The organism is Pseudomonas sp. Hz4 (assembly GCF_054898165.1).
This window is the reverse complement of the sequence record NZ_CM142719.1, coordinates 1,833,527-1,856,941: the sequence shown is the minus strand read 5'-3', so window position 1 is coordinate 1,856,941 and position 23,415 is coordinate 1,833,527. Positions and strand designations below refer to the sequence as shown.

20 protein-coding genes, 4 tRNA genes and 1 pseudogene are annotated in these 23,415 nt (G+C 58.9%); 11 read left to right on the top strand and 14 right to left on the bottom strand.

The annotated features are described in order from the left end of the window. Positions 1-129: 129 nt before the first annotated feature. Both ACYZTR_RS08335 and ACYZTR_RS08330 read right to left on the bottom strand, forming a co-directional pair. Entirely contained in the window at positions 130-753 is a 624-nt protein-coding gene (locus ACYZTR_RS08335; RefSeq protein WP_461977942.1) for a glutathione S-transferase family protein, read from the bottom strand. Between the two features lie 43 nt (positions 754-796). Next, positions 797-1,456: a transglutaminase-like domain-containing protein gene (locus ACYZTR_RS08330; protein WP_461977940.1), complete on the bottom strand. Its 660-nt coding sequence runs from the start codon at positions 1,454-1,456 to the stop codon at positions 797-799. 248 nt (positions 1,457-1,704) lie between these two features. Here ACYZTR_RS08330 and ACYZTR_RS08325 point away from each other — a divergent pair, with 248 nt between their 5' ends. Together ACYZTR_RS08325 and ACYZTR_RS08320 are read left to right on the top strand one after the other, a co-directional pair. Beyond that, on the top strand, positions 1,705-4,152 hold the full coding sequence (locus ACYZTR_RS08325; RefSeq protein WP_461977938.1) for an acyl-CoA dehydrogenase: 2,448 nt from the start codon (positions 1,705-1,707) through the stop codon (positions 4,150-4,152). 83 nt (positions 4,153-4,235) lie between these two features. Next, a complete protein-coding gene (locus ACYZTR_RS08320) occupies positions 4,236-4,643 on the top strand; it encodes a PA2817 family protein (RefSeq protein WP_007905217.1) in 408 nt (135 codons plus the stop codon). A gap of 64 nt (positions 4,644-4,707) precedes the next feature. Here ACYZTR_RS08320 and ACYZTR_RS08315 read toward each other — a convergent pair whose 3' ends face one another. Next, positions 4,708-5,706, bottom strand: coding sequence for a LysR family transcriptional regulator (locus ACYZTR_RS08315; RefSeq protein ID WP_461977936.1), 999 nt, complete (start codon positions 5,704-5,706; stop codon positions 4,708-4,710). 90 nt (positions 5,707-5,796) lie between these two features. Between ACYZTR_RS08315 and ACYZTR_RS08310 the strand changes: the two genes are divergently transcribed. From ACYZTR_RS08310 to ACYZTR_RS08295, 4 genes are all read left to right on the top strand, one after another. Beyond that, positions 5,797-6,423, top strand: a complete 627-nt coding sequence (locus tag ACYZTR_RS08310; RefSeq protein WP_461977934.1) for an alanyl-tRNA editing protein — start codon at positions 5,797-5,799, stop codon at positions 6,421-6,423. 91 nt (positions 6,424-6,514) lie between these two features. After that, complete coding sequence (locus tag ACYZTR_RS08305) at positions 6,515-7,285, top strand: 2OG-Fe(II) oxygenase (protein ID WP_461977932.1); 771 nt, start codon at positions 6,515-6,517, stop codon at positions 7,283-7,285. 1 nt (position 7,286) lies between these two features. Further along, a complete protein-coding gene (locus tag ACYZTR_RS08300; protein ID WP_461977931.1) occupies positions 7,287-7,925 on the top strand; it encodes a LysE family translocator in 639 nt (212 codons plus the stop codon). A 199-nt stretch (positions 7,926-8,124) separates the two neighbouring features. Beyond that, the gene (locus ACYZTR_RS08295; RefSeq protein ID WP_461977929.1) at positions 8,125-9,864 is read left to right on the top strand and encodes a dipeptidase; all 1,740 of its coding nucleotides are present in this window, start codon (positions 8,125-8,127) and stop codon (positions 9,862-9,864) included. A gap of 150 nt (positions 9,865-10,014) precedes the next feature. On the opposite strand, the gene ACYZTR_RS08290 is transcribed toward ACYZTR_RS08295, so the two are convergent. From ACYZTR_RS08290 to ACYZTR_RS08275, 4 genes are all read right to left on the bottom strand, one after another. Next, positions 10,015-10,090: transfer RNA gene (locus ACYZTR_RS08290), tRNA-Gly, on the bottom strand. 3 nt (positions 10,091-10,093) lie between these two features. Next, positions 10,094-10,169 (bottom strand) — tRNA-Glu (locus tag ACYZTR_RS08285). A gap of 105 nt (positions 10,170-10,274) precedes the next feature. Beyond that, positions 10,275-10,350, bottom strand: a tRNA-Gly gene (locus ACYZTR_RS08280). A gap of 2 nt (positions 10,351-10,352) precedes the next feature. Then, positions 10,353-10,428: transfer RNA gene (locus ACYZTR_RS08275), tRNA-Glu, on the bottom strand. Between the two features lie 392 nt (positions 10,429-10,820). Here ACYZTR_RS08275 and ACYZTR_RS08270 point away from each other — a divergent pair. After that, positions 10,821-11,579: a hypothetical protein gene (locus ACYZTR_RS08270; RefSeq protein WP_461977927.1), complete on the top strand. Its 759-nt coding sequence runs from the start codon at positions 10,821-10,823 to the stop codon at positions 11,577-11,579. Positions 11,580-12,066: 487 nt separating this feature from the next. Here the strand turns inward: ACYZTR_RS08270 and ACYZTR_RS08265 are convergent, their stop codons facing one another. The 4 genes and pseudogenes from ACYZTR_RS08265 to ACYZTR_RS08250 all read right to left on the bottom strand — a co-directional run bounded on the left by ACYZTR_RS08265 (position 12,067) and on the right by ACYZTR_RS08250 (position 16,477). Next, complete coding sequence (locus tag ACYZTR_RS08265; protein WP_461979624.1) at positions 12,067-12,930, bottom strand: methyl-accepting chemotaxis protein; 864 nt, start codon at positions 12,928-12,930, stop codon at positions 12,067-12,069. After that, positions 12,928-13,152 (bottom strand): annotated as a pseudogene (locus tag ACYZTR_RS08260) (HAMP domain-containing protein); the annotation flags it as partial. The gene ACYZTR_RS08265 and the pseudogene ACYZTR_RS08260, both read right to left, overlap by 3 nt. Positions 13,153-14,139: 987 nt before the next feature. After that, positions 14,140-15,531: an aminotransferase-like domain-containing protein gene (locus ACYZTR_RS08255; RefSeq protein ID WP_461977925.1), complete on the bottom strand. Its 1,392-nt coding sequence runs from the start codon at positions 15,529-15,531 to the stop codon at positions 14,140-14,142. A 184-nt stretch (positions 15,532-15,715) separates the two neighbouring features. Continuing rightward, positions 15,716-16,477 (bottom strand): SDR family oxidoreductase, encoded by a 762-nt coding sequence (locus ACYZTR_RS08250; RefSeq protein ID WP_461977923.1) that lies wholly within the window; start codon positions 16,475-16,477, stop codon positions 15,716-15,718. Between the two features lie 236 nt (positions 16,478-16,713). Here ACYZTR_RS08250 and ACYZTR_RS08245 point away from each other — a divergent pair, with 236 nt between their 5' ends. Continuing rightward, positions 16,714-17,718, top strand: a complete 1,005-nt coding sequence (locus ACYZTR_RS08245) for an NADP-dependent oxidoreductase (RefSeq protein WP_461977921.1) — start codon at positions 16,714-16,716, stop codon at positions 17,716-17,718. A 113-nt stretch (positions 17,719-17,831) separates the two neighbouring features. On the opposite strand, the gene pyrF is transcribed toward ACYZTR_RS08245, so the two are convergent. Beyond that, positions 17,832-18,530 (bottom strand): orotidine-5'-phosphate decarboxylase, encoded by a 699-nt coding sequence (pyrF, locus tag ACYZTR_RS08240; protein WP_008148060.1) that lies wholly within the window; start codon positions 18,528-18,530, stop codon positions 17,832-17,834. A 292-nt stretch (positions 18,531-18,822) separates the two neighbouring features. Here pyrF and ACYZTR_RS08235 point away from each other — a divergent pair, with 292 nt between their 5' ends. From ACYZTR_RS08235 to xopAW, 3 genes are all read left to right on the top strand, one after another. Continuing rightward, positions 18,823-19,581 carry a response regulator gene (locus tag ACYZTR_RS08235; protein WP_461977918.1) on the top strand — a complete coding sequence of 253 codons (759 nt, stop codon included), beginning with the start codon at positions 18,823-18,825 and terminating at the stop codon, positions 19,579-19,581. Further along, a complete protein-coding gene (locus ACYZTR_RS08230) occupies positions 19,581-20,627 on the top strand; it encodes a sensor histidine kinase (protein ID WP_461977916.1) in 1,047 nt (348 codons plus the stop codon). Before ACYZTR_RS08235 ends, ACYZTR_RS08230 begins: the two co-directional genes overlap by 1 nt. 112 nt (positions 20,628-20,739) lie before the next feature. Next, positions 20,740-21,348: a XopAW family type III secretion system calcium-binding effector gene (gene xopAW / locus ACYZTR_RS08225; protein WP_461977914.1), complete on the top strand. Its 609-nt coding sequence runs from the start codon at positions 20,740-20,742 to the stop codon at positions 21,346-21,348. 130 nt (positions 21,349-21,478) lie between these two features. On the opposite strand, the gene ACYZTR_RS08220 is transcribed toward xopAW, so the two are convergent. Together ACYZTR_RS08220 and ACYZTR_RS08215 are read right to left on the bottom strand one after the other, a co-directional pair. Next, entirely contained in the window at positions 21,479-22,534 is a 1,056-nt protein-coding gene (locus tag ACYZTR_RS08220) for an AI-2E family transporter (protein WP_461977912.1), read from the bottom strand. A gap of 70 nt (positions 22,535-22,604) precedes the next feature. Further along, positions 22,605-23,411 carry a DUF4892 domain-containing protein gene (locus ACYZTR_RS08215; RefSeq protein WP_461977910.1) on the bottom strand — a complete coding sequence of 269 codons (807 nt, stop codon included), beginning with the start codon at positions 23,409-23,411 and terminating at the stop codon, positions 22,605-22,607. Between the last annotated feature and the right edge of the window lie 4 nt (positions 23,412-23,415).

Below are 23,415 nucleotides of genomic sequence, written 5' to 3'. Positions count from 1 at the left end.
GATTTACGCACCATGAAGGGAAGAAAGAGACAAATAAGGGCGGGCGGCGACGAATACAACCGCGGCGCGTGAGCGCAATGGTGCTTGTCGCTGCCACACAAGTACAGTCAAGTGTGTCGATAGTGAGTATTAAGTCAACGCGGTCATCACCGCTTTCTGATACGCCGGACGCTGTTTCAGGCGTGCATACCAGGCTTGCAGATGAGGCTGCGGCGCGCGCTCGATCGGCATCTCGAACCAGGCATAAATGAAACTGCCCAAAGGAATGTCGCCCATGCCGATCTCATCGCCCGACAGGTATGGTTGAGTCGCGAGCGCCTGGTCGGCCATCGACAGCAAGCCATCGCACGCCTTGATCGCAGCGTTGATGGCTGGCCAATCCTGCTGTTCTTTCGGCGTGCGCAATACACCCCAAAACACAGTGCGGAACGGCCCGGCAAAGCTTGAAGTGGTCCAGTCCATCCATTTGTCGGCGCACGCCCGCGCCTGATGGTCTTCCGGATACCAGGCCGTGCCGTTGGCATGCCGAGCCATCAGGTAACGCACGATGGCATTGGATTCCCACAACACGAAACCGTCGTCCTGAATCACCGGCACCCGGCCATTGGGGTTCATCGCGCGGTACTCCAGCGTATCCACTACACCAAAGGCGCCGCCCGCATCGATAGCTTCATAAGCCAGGCCCAGCTCCTCGGCGGCCCACAAAGGTTTTCTGACATTCGATGAGTTTTTCCGACCCCAGATCTTCAGCATGACCGCCTCTTTATGGATGAACGCGCAGGCAGCATACGCCGGATCAGGCGCGACTCAAATCGCTCGGCATGTCACCCAGCAACACTGGCAGTGTGTCGCTGAACAGATGCGGATAACACTTCTCCAAGTGCTCGAAAAAGAATGCTTCAGGCACGTCGGTGAACGGGCCGTGGTCGACCAGGTACTCCATCAACTGCTCGCCGTCGCGATTGAACGGATGGAATACGCTGTCGTTGATTCCGTCGAATTCCAGTGGTGCGACATTGAACAGTTCGCACAAGCCTTGATTGAACGCTGGCGTGGCTTTGACCCAGCGACCGTTCAGGTACAGCTCCGTATAGCCGTGCATGGCGAACACATCGCTCTTGAGCAACTCGAGCAACCGCGGCGTCGACAAATGATTGCGCACGTCTGCCAGACCGATACGCGCAGGGATCGCGCAATGCCGGGCGCATCCGGCCAGGAGCGTGGCTTTGGGCACGCAATAACTCTCCCCCGCTGCCAACGCATAACTGCCGCGCAAGGTGTCTGGGTCGCGACTGAAGGTGTAAGGGTTGTAACGCACGGCCTCGCGCACGGCGTAATAGAGATTGATCGCCTGCTCGAGCGGGTCACGACTGGCGCCGCGATGTTTTTCGGCGAACTCCACCACCGACGGGTGGTCACTATCGATGAAGCGGCCGGAACTCAGATACTCGTGCATGAGAACAATCTCCTGGGGAAGCCACGAGTCTAGCGACAGCTTCAGCACAGAGATAACGACGTTTCGGCCAAACATGGACGCTTTGCCGCCCGCCCAACGAACGATTTGCGCGGCCCGGCGCCAACGAGTCCTACAAAACTCATCGAAGGTTTCCCACGATTTCAATCACATCGCTCTGACCACCCTGTTTTGCGGATGCCGTCTAAGCTCTGAAGGTTGGTTTACCCTGGTTTCATGGAGGATTAAATATGCTGCTGTTGTGGATACTGGTTCTGGTTGTCGGGATTGCGTATTTAGCCCACCGTCGTATCGCCCCATTGCCCGCCCTGTGCGTCGTTGCCGTTTACGTGGTGGCGATGGGCGCTTTCAGCCGCGCGCCCGGCTGGTTGCTGCTGGTTCTCTGGGTGTTGATCGCGGCTGTCGCAGCGCCCTTGTTGCTCCCCGACCTGCGCCGTAAATATTTCAGTGCGCCGCTGTTCAGCTGGTTCCAGAAAACCCTGCCGCCGATGTCGGAAACCGAACGCGATGCGATCGATGCCGGCACCGTGTGGTGGGACGGCGAACTGTTCAGCGGTCGCCCGGACTGGAACACACTGCTGTCCTATCCAAAAGCGCAGCTGAGCGACGAGGAACAGGCCTTTATCGACGGCCCGACCGAAGAACTCTGCGCCATGGTCAGCGACTGGCAGATCGGTCAAACCATGGACCTGCCGGCCGAAGCCTGGACCCACATCAAGGAAAACGGCTTCTTCGCCCTGATCATTCCCAAGGAGTTTGGCGGCAAGGGTTTCTCCGCCTATGCCCACTCCCAGGTGGCGATGAAACTGGCGACCCGCAGCGGCGACCTCGCGTCCACCGTGATGGTCCCCAATTCCCTCGGCCCGGCCGAACTGCTGCTGCATTACGGCACCGACGAACAACGCAACCATTACCTGCCACGACTGGCGCGCGGCGATGACATCCCGTGTTTCGCATTGACCGGTCCACTGGCCGGCTCTGATGCCGGCGCCATGCCCGACACCGGGGTGATCTGCAAAGGTCAATGGGAAGGCAAGGAAACCTTGGGCCTGCGCCTGAACTGGGAAAAGCGTTACATCACGCTGGGCCCGGTCGCCACCCTCCTCGGCCTGGCCTTCAAGGCCTACGACCCGGATCACCTGCTGGGTGAGGAGGAGGACTTGGGCATCAGTCTGGCGTTGATCCCAACTGATACCGCCGGGGTTGAAATCGGTCGCCGCCATCTGCCGTTGGGCGCTGCATTCATGAACGGCCCGAACTCCGGCAAAGATGTATTCGTACCACTCGATTTCCTCATCGGCGGCCAGGAAATGCTCGGCAAAGGCTGGATGATGCTGATGAACTGCCTGTCGGTGGGGCGTTCGATTTCCCTGCCTGCGGTCGGCACCGGCGCCGCCAAGTTCACCAGTCTGGTAACCGGCCAGTACGCTCAGATCCGTGAGCAATTCAATGTTCCTCTGTCGGCATTTGAAGGGATCCAGGAAGCGTTGGCGCGCATCGGCGGCAACGCCTGGATGATGGATGCCGCGCGGATGCTGACCGCCAACGCGGTGGACCTCGGCGAGAAACCGTCGGTGCTGTCGGCGATTCTCAAGTACCACCTCACTGAACGCGGCCGCGAGTGCATCAGTCACGCCATGGATGTTCATGGTGGCAAGGCAATCATCATGGGGCCGAACAACTACCTCGGTCGCAGCTGGAATGGCGCACCGATTTTCATCACCGTGGAAGGCGCGAACATTCTCTCGCGCAACCTGATGATCTTCGGCCAGGGAGCTATTCGCTGCCATCCCTTCGTACTGAAAGAAATGGCCCTCGCCGGCCGTGAAGACAAGGATCAGGCACTCATAGAATTCGACGGTTTGCTACTCAAGCACATCGGTTTTGCCGTGAGCAATGCTGCCAGCACGCTGGTGCTGAACCTCGGCTTCGGTCACTTCGAACACGCTCCGGGAGACAAGCTCAGCCAGGGTTATTTCCGTGCGCTCAACCGTCAGGCTGCCGCGTTCGCCATGCTGGCTGACCTGAGCATGATGTTGCTGGGCGGCGAACTGAAACGTCGTGAACGCCTGTCGGCGCGTCTAGGGGATGTACTCAGCAACATGTACCTCGCCTCCGCCGCGCTAAAGCGTTACCACGACCTCGATTCACCGGAGCACATGGCGCCGCTGTTTACTTGGGCCATGGAAGAAAGCCTGGGTCAGTCGGAACGCGCACTGGATGAACTGCTGAGCAACTTCCCGAACAAGGTGCTGGGTTGCCTGCTGCGAGTGATCGTGTTCCCGTTTGGTCGTCGTCACAAAGGGCCGTCGGATAAACTCGGTGCCGAAGTGGCTGCGGTGATCGGCCGGGCCAAGGGCGATCCGACCCTCGAAGAGTTGCTGGGCGGTTGCTACCGTCCGCAATCGGCCGAAGACGCCGTCGGTGCTCTTCAACACGCCTGCAACCTGTTGAACGCAGCGCAGCCGTTGCAGAAAAAGCTGCATGTGGCGCTCAAAAGCGGTCAGGTCAAACCGGTCGCCGGGGAGCACGCTATCGATGCGGCACTGGAGGCAGGTGTGTTGCAGCCGGTGGAAGCACAGACCCTGCGTGACGCCGAAGCGGCGCGGCGCAAGGTGATCGATGTCGATGATTTCGACAAAGATGAGCTGGCGCTGGCAGACGGAAAGGTCCGCTGATCCATGTTGTACTCTCCACCATGTAAAAACGGGCGCAGGGGCTTTATACTCCTGCGCCCGTTTTGCTCTTGAGGACTTATCTCGTGTCCAATGTCGTTGCCGACCATCTCGTCTTGCTTGACCACTTGCGTAGCATCCTGGTCGCCGTAGGTGAGGCCGAACAAGTTCCCGAAGAAAGCCATGCCTTGTTCCTGGAGCGCTTCGACGAACTGCGTGCGTTGCTGCCGGTCGACCCGATCGAAAGCCAATACCTGGGCCAGGACATTCTGTGCCAGGTGATCACCCGCTATCCGCAAATCGCCCACCTGGTCCCGCGCGATCTGCTGTGGTACTTCGCCGGTGACTGCCTGCATTACATGCCCGACGATGAAATCGACTTGTACCAGGCGCTGGAAGAACGTCGTTTCGAAGCCGAACAAAACGACGAACCGTTTGACTGGAACCAGGAAAAACAGCTGCTGGCGATGTCGAACCAGGACAGCAAGCACTGATCCACGGTCAGAAATGCAAAAGGCCCGCATGGTTGACCAGGCGGGCCTTTTTTTGATCTTCGCTTCAGAGCAACCCATCACTCTCCGGCAACTCATACTCCGCCGCGACCTTGCCCGGATCACTCAATTTGCCTGGCTTGCTCAGGGTGGGTTCCTTTTCCAGGCACTCCACCAGATAGTCAATCAGCACCCGTAACTTCGGGGGCAGATAACGGGTTGGCGAATGCAGCAGCCAGGCACCGCCGTGGTAGGACGCCAGAAAGGTCCAGTCGGGTAGCACTTGCACTATAAGCCCCTGCTCCAGCGCATAACGCGCGGTGAAATACGGCAGGCTGCCAATCCCGATGTGCTGCAACACCGCACCCAACCGTACGCCGGTGTGATTGGCCGCATAACGTCCGCGTACACCAACGGTTACAGCCTTGGTGCCTTTCTTGAATTTCCAGCGCGCATCGCTCGGGGTTTCGCCCAGGTAGATGCAGCTGTGGTTGAGCAAGTCGTGAGGATGAGTTGGTGTGCCGTGTTCAGCCAGGTATTGCGGCGTTGCACAGAGCAAATGATCGATGGTCAGCAATTGCCGCCCTACCAGCCCAGCGGGTGGTCGATCAGTAATACGAATCGCCAGATCAACATTGTCGTCGATCAAATCTACCTGGCGGTCTTCAAGCAACAACTCCACATCCACTTTGGGATAACGGCGCAGAAATTCCGGCATATGCGGGTGAATCACGAATCGCCCCACGGCTTTGGGAACGCTGACTCGCACCACCCCTTCAGCCTCCTGGGTGAACTGACCGCTGATTTCCATCACCGACTTGGCCGCGCTGACCATCTCCTGGCAACGCTTGAACACCTCTTCGCCACCGTCGCTCAAGCGCAACTTGCGCGTGGTTCGTTGCAGCAAACGAGTGGCGAGCGCCTTCTCCAGACGCGAAATGCTGCGACTGACCGCCGAGGGTGAAGCACCCAACTGGCGAGCTGCCTCGGAGAAGCTGCCGGTCTCGACAACCTTGACGAAAATCGCCATTTCACCGAGCAGCGGCAGTGGAAGATTTATGCTCACAACGCAACAGTCCTTTGATGTTTGAACGGATTATCACGCAATTCCACGCTTCATATAATAAAAAATAGAATTGTTAATAGGGCATGGAATATGACGCTTCGCCTCTTTTTCCATAGTGATGACCTCAAGGCTAATGTGGAAGTCCTGGATTGCACGCCCCACGAGAACGAATTTGCCGTGGTGCTGCGCGCCACATTGTTTCACCCCCAAGGCGGCGGACAGCCCTTTGACACCGGCTGGATCGGTGAAAGTCGGGTGCTGCGCGTGGTTCAGGATCCGGACCGGATCATCCATTTCGTCGACCACCCGATAAAACTCGGCATGACTCAGATTCGGGTCGACGAACAACGCCGCCAGTTAAATACCCGCATGCATTCTGCCGGCCATCTGATCGGCCACTTCGTCCAGGCCATGGGCTGGATGCCGATCAAGGCTCATCACTGGCCGGGCGAAGGACGTGTGCAGTTCAAACCGGCGGATTCAGCACAGGACGTTGATGCCCAAACCATTCAGCACGGCATTGAGCAGTGGATCGCCCATGACCTGCCGCGTCTGACGTCCCTTCGCGATGGCGCCCGGGAAATCGGTTTCGGTGAACTGCCCGCCTACGGTTGCGGCGGCACCCATGTCCGTAGCCTGAAGGATTTGGGCACGGTCACGATCGCGTCCCTTTCGCAGAAGAAAGGAACGCTGTCAGTCCACTACAGCGTGGATTGAGCACATGGGCGATGCCGCTCTCGTCATCGCCTGAGACGGGGGAACCTGCGGTCGCGGGTTCTGTTGACTATCTGATAGATGGACCTAAGACATGATGCTTGACGTCGAGCGTCTCGATGAGACGTGTATAAATAAACTGGCCAATGAAGAAGTCCTCGCCATCCGCGTCAAAGGCTTGTTGCCCAAGCCGCTGGCGATTCAGATTGGCGACAAGATCCTCGCCCCTGGCTTCGAAGGCTATATCAATGCGCCGAGCATCGGCCGTATCGGCATGGCGTTTTATGAAGCGGAAAACCAGCCGCTGCTGATTGAAGATTATTTCGAACGCGCCACCCGCAACATTGCGGAATTGCGCAACCGGTGTGCGCCCTATTCGTCCCCCGTCGACACCCTGCGCTGCATGCTCGATGAGTCCTGGCCGGCGGGGGCGCACCTGGAAAATCTCTACGGCCGCAAGATGTATGTCGGGTTGTCCCGGGTGGTGAAACCCGGGATCTGCTTTCTGGCCCACCACGATATTTTCGCCAAGGACGCTCCAGACAGTTACCAGGCCAGAAGCCTGGAAGCGCAGTTCGCCTGCAATGTTTACCTGAACATGCCCACCGAGGGGGGGGCACTGCAGATGTGGGACCACGACATTTCTGCGGATCAGTTCGACGAAATGCGTGGCGACAGTTACGGCATCGATCCGGCTCTGCTCGGCACTCCGGCACTGGAGATCCTTCCCGAACCCGGTGATTTCATCATGTTCAATTCGCGCTGCATGCACTCAGTGACACCGGGTGTGGCCGATCCGCGCTTGAGCCTTTCGTTCTTTGTCGGCTATCGCGGCAATGCTTCACCCCTTACTTTCTGGAGTTGAGATGCTTTCGAATTACCTGGGCGAGTTTCTGGCGCTGGCAACTATCCACTTTCTGGCCGTGGTCGCACCCGGACCGGACTTCGCAGTGACCATCCGTCAGAGCGTGCGCTTCGGTCGATTGGTCGGGATTTGCACGGCGCTGGGCATCGGTGCGGGGATTTCGGTGCATGTGCTTTACACCCTGCTCGGGGTCGGCGCGTTGATGCACACAACGCCCTGGCTATTGACGGTGGCCAAGGTGGTGGGCGGTGCCTACATTTTCTACCTAGGCATCAGCCTGGTCCGCAGCAAACCCAAATCGACGCTGGAAGGTGACAAGGCAACCGACGAGCCGCCGGGCGAGCAATCGTTGCTCAGAGCGTTCTCCACCGGCTTTCTGACCAACGCCACCAACCCCAAGGCCACGCTGTTTTTTCTGGCGATTTTCACCACGATCATCAGCGCCAGTACACCGCTGGAAATTCAGGCCCTGTACGGGTTGTGGATGTGCGGCGTGAATGCGTTGTGGTTTGTGGTCGTCGCGCTGTTTTTCTCGAGCAGCAAGGTCCGCCTGCTGTTCATGCGCTTGGGGCACTGGTTTGAGCGCAGCATGGGCGTGATTCTGATCCTGTTCGCAGGACGCTTGGTACTGTCGATGTAAAAACACGCCCAGACAAAAGGCCGGATCAGTCGACGACTCATCCGGTCTTTTGCGTTTGTGCGCCGCTTTTGCATTTCTGTGCGAGGCATCCCACTTCAGGGGCTCCCCTTTCGTTCGCTCGTGGTGTTAGTTTGCGAAGCTGTCTGACTGATCGATCAGACATTTCCTACTCACTGCCTGCAAAGGAATGCCCCTCGCAATGGATTTTTCACTCAAGCACCTGGCCGCGTCGACCCTGATTCTGGCCAGCTTTTCGTCCGTCACCCTGCCAGCGCAAGCCAACATCACACCGCAGCAGAGCGCGATCATCCTCAAAACCTTCAATGATGCATCCGTCACCGATTTCAACCAGTTTCTGGGAAGCCTGGCCAAGAGCGAGATCGCCAAAACCGACAACCTTGGCCCCGCCGTCAGCGCCTTCCTCGACAACAAGCCGCTTTCCGCTGAACAGCAGAACGAAATCCATCGCCTGCTGGGCCTCTACACGCGCGTTAAGTACGGCAAGCAGGCCCTCGAATCGCTGCGCGAACTGGTAGAGATCCCAACCTTTCGCAAGGAAGGTGTCGCTCAGCACGACAATCCGGAATTCCTGAAGATCGCCGACAAGATCAAAGACCTGGCGAAGTCGTTCAACCTGAACTTCCGCAACATCGACAACCGCGTCTATGAAATATCCCTCGAAGGCAGCGGCGATGAAGTCGTGGGCATCCATGCTCACGCGGATGTGGTGCCGGTGACGCCGGAGAACTGGGTGTTAAAAGACGGCACCCACCTCGATCCTTTCAAGGTCACCCTGATCGGCGACCGCATGTATGGCCGGGGCACCGAAGATGACAAAAACGGCATCGTCGTGGCGCTGTACGCCATGAAGGTGATCAAGGAAGAGAAGCTGCCGCTGGCGCGCAATTTCAAGCTGCTGGTGGATACCACCGAAGAAACCACTGGCGACGCCATTCCTTACTACTTCGAACACAACCCGACACCTAACTACAACCTGGCGCTGGATGGCGGCTACCCGGTGGTGATTGCCGAAAAAGGCTACGGCACCGTCATGGCGAGCTTTACCAAGCGTAAGGCAGACGGCAAGGGCGCCGAGATCATCTCAATGTCCGGCGGCATGGCCACCAACCAGATTCCATCGACTTCAGTCGCCACCCTGTTGAGCGACAAGCCTGCCGAATTGGCCGCCAGCCTGCAGAAGGCAGGTAGCGATTATGCCAAGCGCAATGGCGGTAACTTCGACGTAACCGCCAAGGTCGATGGCAAGGACGTCAAGCTGACGGTCACCGGCGTTTCCGCCCACTCCTCCGAACCCGAGTCCGGCATCAACCCGGTGGCCAGGATGCTGGTCTTCATCAACAGCCTCGACGGTAAAGTCGCACTCAAGCACAACCACATTACCGACGCCGCCCGTTACGCCGCCGACAACTGGGGGCTGGATTACCTGGGTGGCAAACTAGGGGTCGGTTTTTCGGATGCCTTCATGGGACCGCTGACCGCGTCCCTGACCTATGTCGGGATGAATGAGAAAGCCTTCAAGCTCGCGGTCAACCTGCGGGTGCCGAAGGGCAAGTCTCCCGAAGCGCTCAAGTCCGAAATCGCCGATAAGCTTGGCGCCTGGAGCAAGAAGACCCACGTTGCGCCGGCCTTCGACTACTCGATCGCCGAGCCGATGTACCGCAACCCTGAAGGTGAATGGGTCAAGGCCCTGCTGGCCGTGACCAGCGAAAACCTTGGCATGGAACACAAATACGGCACTTCTGCCGGCGCCACCTCGGTCCATGAGCTGCCCAATGGCGTGCAATTCGGTCTGGCCAGGCCCGAGGTCAAGTACACCGGCCACACCGACAACGAGTTCAAGACCGTCGACCAGTTCCTGTTGGACCTGCAGATCGTGACCGAGATGATGGGGCGCATCGGACAGGTGCCGACACTCTGATTCTCTTTCGGACCCGCTGTTCAGGCGCGGGTCCGACGTTTTGATCGTCTTGATCCCAATAACAACAAAAAAAGGACCTTAAGGTCCTTTTTTATGGATGACGCACAAACAAAAACGCCGCTCATTGCTGAGCGGCGTTTTCGTTAAATATGGAGCGGGAAACGAGACTCGAACTCGCGACCCCGACCTTGGCAAGGTCGTGCTCTACCAACTGAGCTATTCCCGCAAATGGCGTCCCCTAGGGGACTCGAACCCCTGTTACCGCCGTGAAAGGGCGGTGTCCTAGGCCACTAGACGAAGGGGACACGCTAACTGAAACACATGGTGTGTATTTCAGTGCCCAAATCCGCACCCGAAGATGTCGGTTCTGGTTTCACTCAGCCCTGCTCGAAAGCAACACTGTTTAAAATTGGAGCGGGAAACGAGACTCGAACTCGCGACCCCGACCTTGGCAAGGTCGTGCTCTACCAACTGAGCTATTCCCGCATTGGCGTCCCCTAGGGGACTCGAACCCCTGTTACCGCCGTGAAAGGGCGGTGTCCTAGGCCACTAGACGAAGGGGACACGCGTACAACATTCACTGCCTACCGCGTTTCGCTGTGTGCTTTACGCTGTAAGTGGCGCGCATTCTATGGATGGATTGAGGGGTCGTCAACCCCCAGATATAAATTTATTTAAATCAATGACTTCGCCCTGCTTTGAGACACTAATCCGGCTTTTCCGTCGCCCGGCGTTTGACGCCTATATTCTGACATCCACCAAGACGTTATAGTCCACCCACGCCAAGATGATGGCAATGTGCACCTCGCACGCTGTTTCTTATATAAGCAGGAACGCGGCCGATACAGGCAGTGCAGTAGCCGATTCAACTCGCTGAGCGGCGCTATGCGTGCCAATGCCAAGCCACTACACTCGCACGCGAACCCCAAAAAGAGGTCTTACCGGTGACACCACTCATGATCACCCTGCTAGTCGTAGCCGGGATCGCACTATTGATCGCCATTGGCTACATGAACCATGTGGTGGAAAACAATAAGCTGGAAAAGGCCCGCACCAAGGTTGAGCTCAACGATCGTCTGCGTCGTTGCGGCGAAATCACCGAGACCTTTCCCGGCCAGTTGATGACACCGGCACTCAAGCTGCTGTTGACCCGTCTGGAACTGAACGTCTGCCAACGCCTGCTCCATCTGGAAAAAACCAGCTCCAACCTCAAGGCTCGCATTGACGAATTGAGCGCCTTGGTTGGCCAGGGCGAATCGATCCCGGTCAACAACCCGCCGGCACCGATCCAGACCGAAGCCAAAGCCAAGGACGTACGCTTCCTGCTCGAAGCCTTGCACGGCCAAATCACCCGTGCTGCACAGGACGGCTTCCTGCCCACCAACGAAGCCAAACGCTGGATCCGCGAAGTTCGCCACATCCTCGTCCTGCTGCACATCGAATTCTTCAACAACCTCGGCCAGCACGCCCTGCAACAGAACCAGCCCGGCCAGGCCCGCCTGGCGTTCGAACGCGGCGTGCAATACCTGCGCAAACAACAAGAACCCCAGGTCTACGCCGAACAGCTGGAATACCTGGAAAAACTCCTGGCTCGCGCCAACGCCCAAGTCATGGACAACATCGCCCCGGTAGAAGGCGATATGAACCAACTGACCGAAGGCCTCAAAGACGTCGAGGCCGATGCGGACTGGAAGAAAAAAGCAATCTACGACTGATCAGAGAAAGCAGAAAAGCCACCTAAACAGGTGGCTTTTTTTTGCGTTGAGTTTGGCGTACACCCAGGAAGTTAGGTCAGCCATCAGGCCGTCATCGCGGGCAAGCCCGGCTCCCACCATGGAGCGGCGTAAATCCGCCGCCCTCCACCACTCAACAGGCCGAGCGTTAGCTCGCCTGCAGCTCTTGATCTTGATCCACCCGCCCCATCGGGAGGCTGAGTGGAGGTGTTCATCTGGGGGGCAGGCGCGTAGCGCCGTTCGACGCAGTCGAACACATCGAGAGGAGGTTGAAGCGAAGCCAACCGGAGGCGATGCCCCCAGATGAATACCGGAGCGAAGGAACGCCGAGCCTTAGCGAGGGGCCGGACGCTCGGGGCGAGCCTTTTTTTGCTTACTTTTTTTTGGCGTTTGAAAAAAAAGTGAGTTGCCGTAAGGGCGAAACCGCCAGCGGCCGTTACCGCAGCAACGGATATGTACTCATCAAAAATCAGAGCCGAAAGTGCCCCACCATCCCCTTCAACTCAACCCCCAACTGCGCCAACTCAATACTGGAAGCCGCATTCCCCTGCATCGCCAACGAAGACTGATCCGCGCTGGCCCGAATACTCGTGACACTGCGATTAATCTCCTCAGCCACTGAACTCTGCTCCTCGGCAGCCGCGGCAATCTGCTGATTCATCTGCTGAATCAAAGACACTGCCGCCGCAATACTCCCCAGCGCGCTCTCAGTCTGCAACGCATCACTCACCGCCAGCTTCACCAACTCGCCACTGTTCTGAATCTGCTGAACAGAAGATTGAGCCGCCGAGCGCAAGGCACTCACCAGTCGCTCGATCTCCTCGGTCGATTGCTGAGTGCGCTTGGCCAGTGCCCGCACTTCATCGGCCACCACCGCAAAGCCCCGGCCCTGCTCGCCGGCTCGAGCCGCTTCAATGGCGGCGTTGAGGGCCAACAGATTGGTCTGCTCGGCCACACTCTTGATGACGCTCAGCACCGTACCGATGTTCTGAATTTCCGCACTCAAGCTTTCGATACTCGAACTGGCCGAGGTCGCTGAATCCGCCAACTGCTCGATCCGCGCCATACTCCGGCGCACCACCTGCTGGCCACTTTCAACCTTGCCATCCGCCGTCTGAGCCGCCTGAGCCGCCTCCTCCGCGTTCCGCGCAACGTCATGCACGGTGGCGGTCATTTGATTCATCGCGGTAGCGACCTGTTCGGTTTCTTCCTTCTGGCTGCTGACTTCAAGATTGGTCTGCTCAGTCACCGCCGACAGCGACTGCGCTGAACTGGCCAACTGCTCGATGCCCGTCTGCAAACCGCTGACAATACTGCTCAGCCCGGCACCCATCTGTTGCATGGCCTGCATCAACTGCCCGATCTCGTCACGACGGGTCACCTCAACCGTCGCACTCAAATCGCCAGAGGCAATCTGTTGAGCAACACGGATCACACTGCGCAGTGGTGCCACGATCAACCGGGTAATCACCCAGGCCGCAATCAGCCCGACCAACAGCGCCAGCGCAGAGGAACCGATGATTAATAGCGAGTTCTTTTTCAGCTCCGTCTGCATCGACTGGTCTTCGGCGACATAGGCTTGATCCACTCGTTCCACCACCTGCGCAGCGCGCTGGTGCAACTGTTGATAGACGATCTTTTCTTGCGCCAGCAGGCCGGTGTACTCGGCGAGCTTTTCGCTGAATCCACCAATGTGCCCGACCACTTCATTGAGGACAGTTTGGTATCCCTCATCCTTGACCGTGGTTTTCAGTTGCTCGGCCTGGGTCAGTGCCTGGTCAGCCTGTTCAATCTTGCCCTGCCCCGCGCTGTCGTCGCCCTTGCGGCTCAGGTCCAGGCGCACACGTGCTTCGTTCATCGCTTGCAACATCAACCGCGACACCTGGCTGACCTGATTGGCTTGTTCGATGAACTGTCCACCGTCCTTACCTTCGGATTCCTTCAACGTATAAGCGCCGTCATCGGCCAACCCGGCCTGCAGCACGTCGAGGTTATTGGCCACGCTGGACACCGACCAACTGGCCATCTCCAGCGCCAGGTCCTTGGCCTGGCTGAGCGAGACGAACTCGTCAAAGGCCTTGCGATAAGCCCCCAAGGACTGCTCGACGTCATTCATCACCGGGACGTTGGCCGCAGAGGCCTCTTTCAGTTGGGTCGCCAGGGCGATCAGGCCGTCAACGCCCTCGCGCAAGGCATCGGCGGTTTTGGGGTTACCGTGCAAGGCGTATTCCTGCTCGAGCAGTCTCACCTTGAGCAAACCGCTGTTGAGCGACGACATTTGTTTGAGCCCGTCGAAGCGCTGGCTGATGGTTTGCAGGGACCATACGCCGATGGCCGCCACCAAGGCTGTCAACAGCAGCACCAGTACAAACCCGACACCCAGTTTTTTCGCCATACCGAGGTTGGCAAAACGTCCTTGCACGGCCGAAATCATTGCACTTAGTCCCCTGACATAGTCTGTTGACGCAGATTCGCAACGGGCCTGTATCAACACAAGTCTCTGGCGTCTGAATAATGGCAAAAAGCTACGCTCACGTCGTTTTCAGAACGCTTGAGGTCGATCCAGAGCGGTGGCTCGAAAAAATGCCCGGGCTCGCGGATCACAGGCATAGGCCACATTGATGCGCTGCCAGTCATTGGCCTCTCCGGTGGGACTGAATGCCGTCGCAGAAGACAACAGAACACCGAAGCGCTGTGCCTGAGTCCGCACCTGAGCGTAGTCGGACATACGCGATCGCGCCCAAATGAACAGGCCTCCGACCGGCTTGCCAAAGACCTCCCACTCGGCGTCTTCAAGCACTTGCAACGCCGCCTCCCTGTCATTGCTCAAACGCTGGCGCTGGCGCTGTACCAATTTGCGGTAGGCACCATTGGCCAACAGGCTTGCCAGCACCGACTCGCAAAACCGTGAAGCACCCATGCTGCTGATCATCTTGACCTCGGCCAGACGCGAAATAACCCCGGCGCCGGCCACGACAAAACCGACCCGCAACGAACTGCTGACGGTTTTGGAATAGCTGCCGACGTAGATCACGTTGTCATCAATATCGAGCGCAGCGAGCCGCGTACCGAGGCCGCTGTGCAAATCCGCATAGACGTCGTCTTCGATCACCAGAAGGCCATAGGTTTTGGCCAGTTGCAGAACCCGCTGCGCCACCGCCGGCGCCAAGCTGCTGCCCGTCGGATTGTGATAGAAGCTATTGATGAATATCCCGCGAGGTCGGTCCTTCACCAGCAGCGCCTCAAGCGCTTCAATGTCCGGCCCGCGCGGGGTTCGCGGCACCTCGATCATGCTCACACCGTGCAGCCTGAGCAGATCGAACAGCAAGGAATAACCGGGATTCTCTACCACCACGCAATCACCTGGCTTGAACAAGGTCCGCACAATCAGGTCAAGCCCCTGACTGGCACCCGCCGTTGTCAGGATCCGGCTTTCCTCAACCACAATATCCAGCTGCTTCAGGCGTTTGTGGATCTGCTGGCGCAAGGCTGGCAGTCCCAGCGGCGTGCTGTAGTTGAACAAGCCAGCCATGTCGGTGCGGCTGACCTGACAGATCGCGTAGCTAAGGTCGTCAGTTTCGCGCCAGCTCTCGGGCAGTCCACCACAACCCAATTTGAGCTCGCCCGAGGTGTCGCCCTGCTTCACTTCTGCCCCCTCGAACCAGGGGCAATCCTGTTGCACCTGAGTGGCCAGTGCTGGAATGGCGACAATGAAACCGGCGCCATGACGCGACGCCAGCACCCCTTGAGCCACCAGACGCTCACAGGCTTCAAAGACGCAGGACTGACTAAGCAAATTGATCCGGGCGATTTGCCGAACGGAAGGCAAACGCGTCCCCGGCGGCACCTCGCCACGGCGAAGCCAGCAGGCTAGCGCGTCGACGATTTGCTGTACGACCGGCACCAATGCCCGTCGATCGATTCTCAACTCCATGAGCAAGCAAACTCCTGTCCGTTTTGCGGGAAACAGTTAATCACAGGAGCGGTCGATGAGCTGTGCGACAACGCCGCCAAAACCCTCGTTTCTAACCATTTGAAACACATTGTCCGCCCCCTTTAAGGAACCGAAAAAAAACCCGCACAAATGCGGGTTTTTTCCTACGTTGCAGTGCCTGGTTTCAGAACGCTGTCACGCCACCGTCCACCGCCAGTGAATGCCCCGTGGTGAACGCTGCGCCATCGCTGCACAGGTACAGCACCGCACTGGCAATTTCCTCGACCTTGCCGATGCGCCCGACCGGGTGCATGGCATTGGCGAACTCACCTTTCTTCGGGTCGGCTTCATAGGCACGGCGGAACATGTCGGTGTCGATCACGGCCGGACACACCGCGTTCACCCGAATCTTTTTCTTGGCGTATTCGATGGCCGCCGACTTGGTCAGGCCAATCACCGCGTGTTTCGACGCCGCGTAAATGCTCATCTTCGGCGCAGCCCCAAGGCCGGCTACCGAAGCGGTGTTGACGATTGCACCGCCGCCTTGGGCCAGCAGCAATGGCAACTGGTACTTCATGCACAACCAGACGCCTTTGACGTTGACGCCCATGATCGCGTCGAACTCATCGACCGTGCCTTCGGCCAGCTTGCCTTTCTCGATCTCGATGCCGGCGTTGTTGAAGGCATAGTCGAGACGGCCGTAGGTACTGATCACCTCGTCCATTAGATTTTTTACATCGCTTTCCAGCGTGACGTTGCAGCGCACGAAGGTGGCTTCACCGCCAGCGGTACGAATCAGCGCCACCGTGCCCTCACCACCTGCCGCGTCCAGGTCGGCCACCACCACTTTCAAGCCTTCAGCGGCGAACGCCTGGGCGGTCGCGCGGCCAATACCATTGGCGGCGCCCGTCACAACGGCAACCTGGCCAGAAAACGTCATGCTCATTGTTATGTCCTCGAAGAGAAGATGCGGGGGGATCGCGTGTTCTCAATCTAGCCACAAGGGCCTGCGGCACGGCAGCACTATCAGAAGGCCGGTTGGGCGCCCATGAGTAACAGTGATAAAACCGCCCGCCCGACTATCACTGCACTGGATCGATGTGCATTCGCCGCATCAGCCAAACTTGCGGCATCGATCATGAAGGTCTATCAACAAGTCTTCATTCATCTTGAGTGCCTGTCATGACTACCCAGACCAATCGCCAGTTCCTGCTTGCCAAACGTCCGGTGGGCGCGGCGACCCGTGAGACCTTCACCTATCAAGAAGTACCGGTCGGCGAACCGGCAGCGGGTCAGATACTGGTCAAAAACGAATACCTGTCCCTGGACCCGGCCATGCGTGGCTGGATGAACGAGGGCAAGTCCTACATTCCACCCGTCGGTATCGGCGAAGTGATGCGCGCATTGGGTGTAGGCAAAGTCGTTGCCTCGAATAATCCCGGCTTTGCGGTCGGGGACTACGTCAACGGTGCCCTGGGTGTGCAGGATTATTTCCTCGGCGAGCCACGAGGTTTCTACAAGGTCGATCCGAAACTGGCGCCTCTGCCGCGTTATTTGTCGGCGCTGGGCATGACCGGGATGACCGCTTATTTCGCCCTGCTCGATGTCGGCGCGCCAAAGGCAGGTGACACCGTAGTGTTGTCAGGTGCTGCGGGGGCCGTGGGCAGCATTGCCGGGCAGATCGCCAAGATCAAAGGTTGCCGCGTAGTCGGTATTGCCGGGGGTGCGGACAAATGCCAGTTCCTGATCGACGAACTGGGTTTTGACGGTGCCATCGATTACAAAAACGAAGACGTCCACGCCGGCCTCAAGCGTGAATGCCCGAAAGGCGTGGACGTGTATTTCGATAACGTCGGCGGCGATATCCTCGATGCGGTGTTGAGCCGTCTGAACATGAAGGCGCGGGTGGTGATCTGTGGCGCCATCAGCCAGTACAACAACAAGGAAGCGGTCAAAGGCCCGGCCAACTACCTGGCGCTGCTGGTCAACCGCGCGCGGATGGAAGGCTTTGTGGTAATGGACTACGCCGCACAGTTCGCCGCCGCTGGGCAAGAAATGGCCGGCTGGATGGCCAAGGGGCAGCTCAAGAGCAAGGAAGATATTGTTGAAGGACTGGAGACGTTCCCGGAGACGCTGATGAAGTTGTTCAGCGGCGAGAATTTCGGGAAGTTGGTGTTGAAGGTTTAAAAGCTTCGCGGGCAAGCCTCGCTCCTACAAGTCATGGGTCGGTCGCATAATCCGTGCACGACCCATGACTTGTAGGAGCGAGGCTTGCCCGCGAATGGTTTTGGAGGCGCTGCTTAAGCCAGTTCGGCAACTACGGCGGCCAACGCCTTGGCCGGATCCGCTGCCTGGCTGATCGGACGGCCGATCACCAGATAATCGGAACCGGCATCCAGCGCCTGACGCGGCGTCAGAATGCGGCGCTGATCGTCCTGGGCGCTGCCCGCCGGACGAATCCCCGGGGTCACCAGTTGCAGCGACGGGTGTGCCGATTTCAGGGCCTGGGCTTCCAGAGCCGAGCAAACCAGACCATCCATCCCGGCTTTTTCCGCCAACGCTGCCAGACGCAACACTTGCTCCTGCGGCTCGATATCCAGACCGATACCCGCCAGATCCTCACGCTCCATGCTGGTCAGCACGGTCACGCCGATCAGCAGCGGTTTCGGACCGGTGCGCTGGTCGAGCACTTCGCGGCACGCGGCCATCATGCGCAAACCACCGGAGCAGTGCACATTGACCATCCACACGCCCATTTCCGCAGCCGCCTTGACGGCCATGGCGGTGGTGTTCGGGATGTCATGGAACTTGAGGTCCAGGAACACTTCGAAACCCTTGTCACGCAGGGTGCCAACGATTTCCGAAGCGCAGCTGGTGAACAGTTCTTTACCGACTTTGACCCGGCACAGTTTCGGGTCCAACTGATCGGCCAGCTTCAGTGCGGCGTCACGGGTGGGGAAATCCAGGGCGACGATGATAGGAGTCTGGCAGGCGGACATGAGTGGGCTCTCAGGCAGGTCGAAATCGGCGCGCATTGTAGCGGAACCAGCGCCTCTGCGGGACCCGATGATCGGTAATTCGTCGAGGCGGCTCAAGCAAGACTAGCCCTTGCGTCAATTGTGTCGAGTCAGATACACACATGACACGCCTGCAACACCCTTCAACGTTACCTTCGGCAGCCGCAACACGTCCTTACAGCACTTCCCGCCTCCGGGTCGGACGCCTATGCTGAAACCACTACTCGCAGCCCATCTTTGTGGTTGGCAGCCTACTTGGCAGAAGAACGCACGCATGCACTACCTCCACGCACCTGTGAACGATGATCAAAAAGCGCTCGGCGGCGACAAACGCTGGAGCATTCGCGCCCTGATCGTCGACGATGACGTCCCGATCCGCGAACTGATGATCGACTACCTGGCCCGGTTCAACATTCACGCCAGCGGCGTCACCGATGGCACCGCGATGCGCCTGGCGCTGCAAGTGGAACATTTCGACGTGGTGGTGCTCGACCTGATGCTGCCCGGCGAAGACGGTTTGTCGCTGTGCCGTTGGCTACGCGCCGAATCGGACATCCCGATCCTGATGCTCACTGCCCGCTGCGAACCGACCGACCGGATCATCGGCCTGGAACTGGGCGCCGACGACTACATGGCCAAGCCGTTCGAACCGCGAGAATTGGTGGCGCGCATCCAGACCATCCTGCGCCGAGTGCGTGACGATCGCACTGAACAGCGCGCCAACATCCGTTTCGACAACTGGCGCCTGAACAGCGTGCTGCGTCAGTTGATCGCCGCTGATGGCCTGGTGGTGCCGCTGTCCAACGCCGAGTTCCGTTTGCTTTGGGTGTTCATCGAGCGTCCGCGTCGGGTACTCAGCCGCGAACAACTGCTGGACGCCGCTCGCGGTCGCTCGATCGAAGCCTTTGATCGCAGTATCGATCTGCTGGTCTCGCGCCTGCGCCAGAAACTCGGTGATGATCCGAAAGCGCCGCAGCTGATCAAAACCGTTCGCGGTGAGGGTTATCTGTTCGACGCCAGAGATATCGGCTGATGCGTGCACGCTTCGATACGCTATTCGGCCGCCTGTTTGGCATGCTGCTGGTGGCGATCATCCTGGCGCACCTGTTGGCGTTTTTCTGGTTTCACTATTACGGCCCGCCGCCGCCCCCACCGCCGGGGTTTTCCGAAAACGTCGACGCACAGCGCCCGCCGAGGGACCCGCGCTTCGAAAATCGGCCACCGCGACCGTGGTTCGGCGGCCCTTTGGTGCCACTGACCTTTCAACTGGTCTCGCTGATCATCGCCGCGTGGTACGGCGCCAAACTGTTGAGCCGGCCGATCCAGCGACTGAGCGATGCTGCCGAACGGCTGAGCGAAAACCTCGACAGCCCGCCTCTGGATGAATCCGGCCCACGGGAAGCACGGCAAGCGGCGCACACGTTCAACAAGATGCAGCAACGCATTCGTGAACAAGTGCAGCAGCGCTCGCGGATGCTTGGCGCCGTCTCCCACGACCTGCGCACGCCGCTGTCGCGGCTCAAGTTGCGGCTGGAGCAGATCGAAGACCACAAACTGCAAGGCCAGATGCGTCAGGATCTGGACGACATGATCAGCATGCTCGACGCCACCCTCACTTACCTGCACGAACAGCGCACCAGCGAATCGGCGCAATGGATGGATGTGCAGGCGCTGGTCGAATCCCTGAGTGAAAACGCCCAGGACCAGGGCGCCGATGTTCTCACCAGCGGCCACTGCGCACCGTTGCAAGTGCAGCCGATGGCTTTGCGCTCGTGCATCAACAACTTGCTGGACAATGCCCTGCGTTATGCCGGGCAGGCAGTGATTACGCTCCAAGACACTCGCGAAACTTTGGTGATCCGGGTCATCGACCATGGGCCGGGTATCGCGGCGGATAAACATGAAGCGGTGTTTGAGCCGTTCTTTCGTCTGGAAGGTTCGCGCAACCGCAACTCCGGTGGCGTCGGGCTGGGCATGACGATTGCCCGCGAGGCGGCTGAACGGCTGGGCGGTCAGTTGAGCCTGGAAGAAACGCCCGGTGGTGGTTTGACCGCAGTGATTCGCCTGCCCCGAGCCTGATTGCCGCTCTGTGTACCGTTCGGTACAAACCCCACATACCCACGACAACTTGCCCCTTGAGGCTGCATAAGCCGGTACACCCACCGGTTATCCATTCCGAGGAGTGAGCGCAATGATCGCCAGCGTCAGCAGTTATACGAGCTATACCGGCACCAACAGCACGACCAACACCGCCCGCAGTCAACAATTTCAGAAAGAACTGCTCGCCAAACTCGACAGCAACAGCGACGGCGCAGTGGATCAGGACGAACTCAAGAGCGCCCTGTCGCAGGAAACCGACGACGGTCTGCTGGTCAGTCTGAGCAAGAATTTCGCCGACCTGGACAGCGACGACAGCGCCAGCCTGAGCAGTGAAGAAATGGCCGCGATGGCCCCTCCGCCGCCTCCTCAACAAGTCTCCAGCGAAGAACTGTTCAGCCAGCTCGATGCAGACAGCGACGGCAGTGTCAGCGCCACCGAACTGAGCAGCGCGTTGCAGACCAGCAGCACGTCATCGACCAGCACCGACACCAGCGCCGCGTTGCTCAAAATGCTGGATAGCGACGACAGCAGCGATGAGTTGAAAGTGGCGTTGCAAGCCGGCCGCGAGAGAAACACGGACAGCTCCACCGATCAGTCGAACGTGACCGAAGCCCTGAACAAAATGATCGCTAACCTGAGCAAGCAGTACTCGCTCGACAACGTGGCGACCGTGGGCAAATACCTGAACGTGGCCACTTAAGTCCTGCCGCGAAGAGGCCCTGATCGTTCCCACGCTCTGCGTGGGAATGCATCCCGTGACGCTCTGCGTCACATCCCGAAGCGGACGCGGAGCGTCCCATGCGGCATTCCCACGCAGTGCGTGGGAACGATCAAGGGCGCCGATCCTCAACCCGAGCCTGACTCTTGCTCCAGTCGGTCAGCAAGCTGTAGGCCACTGCCAACAATGTCGGGCCGATGAACAAGCCAATAAACCCAAAGGCAATCAACCCGCCAAACACCCCGAGCAGGACAATCACCAACGGCAAATTGCCGCCCCGGCTGATCAGGTACGGTTTGAGCACGTTGTCGACGCCACTGATGATGAACGCCCCCCAAATCCCGAGAAACACCGCCATCCCGTACTCACCCTTCCAGGCCAACCACGCCGTGGCCGGAATCCACACCAGTGGCGGTCCCATCGGAATCAGGCTCAGCAAAAATGTAACAATCCCCAACACCAGCGCCCCGGGAACCCCGGCAATCAAGAACCCGATCAACGCCAGAACCGCCTGGGCTGCTGCCGTACCGATCACACCGTTCACCACCCGCTGAACCGTGCCCGCCACCAATTCAATGTAATACCCGGCACGGTCACCAATCAGCCGTTCCAGCAAGCCATGGACAAACGACGCCAGACGCGGCCCGTCACGGTAGAAAAAGAACACGAAAACGATACTCAACGTCAGCTCGAGAATCCCGCCACCAATTTGCGCACTGCGCGCCAGCAACCAATTGCCGACCTGGCCCAGATAAGGTTTGACCGCCAGCATCATCGCCGCGCCCTGCTGATCGATGCTGTTCCAGATCCCCACCAGCCGCTCACCCACCAAGGGCACACTGCCCAGCCAGGTCGGCGCTTGCGGCAGCCCATCGACTTGCACATCCTTGACGAACGCCGTGGCATCGCGCACATGGTCCGCGAGGTTGAACCCCAGCCACACCAACGGCACCGCCACCAGCAACATCCAGCCCAGCGTCAGCAATGCCGCCGCCAGCGACTCGCGACCATTGAGCCAACGCGTCAGCAAACGCATCAGCGGCCAACTGGCAAACGCCAGCACCGCACCCCAGAACAGCGCCGACCAGAATGGCGCCATCACCCAGAAGCTCGCGCCAAACAGCACCAGGAGCAGGATCTGCACCAACAGCCGATCGTTATTGATCATCTAAATCTCAAAAAAAAAACAGTCAGCAAAAGATTAAGCGAACGCGGCTTGCACGTTCACCCGATAAAGCTTATCGCAACAGTTCGATGTGCAAGCCTGCGCCCTCGACGCTGCCGGCTTCCATCCTGGCGGTACGCACACCCTGCCCGGTCAGTGCCTGCCGCCAGGCTTCGGCCTTTGGCCCGGAAACACTGACCCGCAACGTGGTGTCCAGATTCAATCCACGGGAGATCAGGCGCAGCCAGGTATCGTCAGGCTCGCCGGTCAGTTTGGGAAAATCGAGCTCACCGGTGCTTTTGAGCTCCCGAAGCAAGGTTGCAGACGTCGGCAGCAAATCGCCCAGCGGCGCAGCGGCGTCGAACTGTTCGACATGCAGATAGGCTTTGCGATTGCCGCGCGTGATGCTGTAAAGCGCTACCAGCGTGTTGTCTTGTGGCGCCGCCAGACGCAACAGCAGATACGCCTGCTGATCATCAGCGCCATAGAGCTTGGCGTTGCTGAAGACTTCATTGGCCCACAGGCTGCTTTCGCCGCAATCACGCGCCTGGCACCAGAACAGCAGCTCGGCGCCCTGTTTCTGCAGGGCTTCACGAGCGGCGGTGAAGGCGTCGGTAGAAGAGTGCTCCGGTGGCAACTCGTAGGTCACCGAAGTGGTTTGCCCCCGAGCGCTGACCTGACCGTCGAAACGTAACTGGCCGCTGATTTTGCGGATTGAACCCAGTGGATAGATCCGCTCAAGTTCGACGACCGGACGATAGTCGACGATCTGGGCATCGGCCATACGCGGCACGATCAGCAGGTCCTGACTGCCCGGAACATCGGCGGCAAACAATACGGGACTGAAACAACACAGCGCCAGCAGACTGAGTGAACGCATGGAT

Excerpts from the sequence above, each read along its gene's own strand:
- pyrF (WP_008148060.1), bottom strand. The coding sequence starts at position 18,530 with ATGTCCGCCTGCCAGACTCCTATCATCGTCGCCCTGGATTTCCCCACC.
- ACYZTR_RS08245 (WP_461977921.1), top strand. The coding sequence starts at position 16,714 with ATGACTACCCAGACCAATCGCCAGTTCCTGCTTGCCAAACGTCCGGTG.
- ACYZTR_RS08330 (WP_461977940.1), bottom strand. The coding sequence starts at position 1,456 with ATGCACGAGTATCTGAGTTCCGGCCGCTTCATCGATAGTGACCACCCG.
- ACYZTR_RS08335 (WP_461977942.1), bottom strand. The coding sequence starts at position 753 with ATGCTGAAGATCTGGGGTCGGAAAAACTCATCGAATGTCAGAAAACCT.
- ACYZTR_RS08310 (WP_461977934.1), top strand. The coding sequence starts at position 5,797 with ATGACGCTTCGCCTCTTTTTCCATAGTGATGACCTCAAGGCTAATGTG.
- ACYZTR_RS08325 (WP_461977938.1), top strand. The coding sequence starts at position 1,705 with ATGCTGCTGTTGTGGATACTGGTTCTGGTTGTCGGGATTGCGTATTTA.
- ACYZTR_RS08230 (WP_461977916.1), top strand. The coding sequence starts at position 19,581 with ATGCGTGCACGCTTCGATACGCTATTCGGCCGCCTGTTTGGCATGCTG.
- ACYZTR_RS08215 (WP_461977910.1), bottom strand. The coding sequence starts at position 23,411 with ATGCGTTCACTCAGTCTGCTGGCGCTGTGTTGTTTCAGTCCCGTATTG.
- xopAW (WP_461977914.1), top strand. The coding sequence starts at position 20,740 with ATGATCGCCAGCGTCAGCAGTTATACGAGCTATACCGGCACCAACAGC.
- ACYZTR_RS08255 (WP_461977925.1), bottom strand. The coding sequence starts at position 15,531 with ATGGAGTTGAGAATCGATCGACGGGCATTGGTGCCGGTCGTACAGCAA.
- ACYZTR_RS08305 (WP_461977932.1), top strand. The coding sequence starts at position 6,515 with ATGATGCTTGACGTCGAGCGTCTCGATGAGACGTGTATAAATAAACTG.
- ACYZTR_RS08235 (WP_461977918.1), top strand. The coding sequence starts at position 18,823 with ATGCACTACCTCCACGCACCTGTGAACGATGATCAAAAAGCGCTCGGC.
- ACYZTR_RS08265 (WP_461979624.1), bottom strand. The coding sequence starts at position 12,930 with ATGGGTGCCGGGCTGAGCAGTATTGTCAGCGGTTTGCAGACGGGCATC.
- ACYZTR_RS08250 (WP_461977923.1), bottom strand. The coding sequence starts at position 16,477 with ATGAGCATGACGTTTTCTGGCCAGGTTGCCGTTGTGACGGGCGCCGCC.
- ACYZTR_RS08270 (WP_461977927.1), top strand. The coding sequence starts at position 10,821 with ATGATCACCCTGCTAGTCGTAGCCGGGATCGCACTATTGATCGCCATT.
- ACYZTR_RS08300 (WP_461977931.1), top strand. The coding sequence starts at position 7,287 with ATGCTTTCGAATTACCTGGGCGAGTTTCTGGCGCTGGCAACTATCCAC.
- ACYZTR_RS08220 (WP_461977912.1), bottom strand. The coding sequence starts at position 22,534 with ATGATCAATAACGATCGGCTGTTGGTGCAGATCCTGCTCCTGGTGCTG.
- ACYZTR_RS08295 (WP_461977929.1), top strand. The coding sequence starts at position 8,125 with ATGGATTTTTCACTCAAGCACCTGGCCGCGTCGACCCTGATTCTGGCC.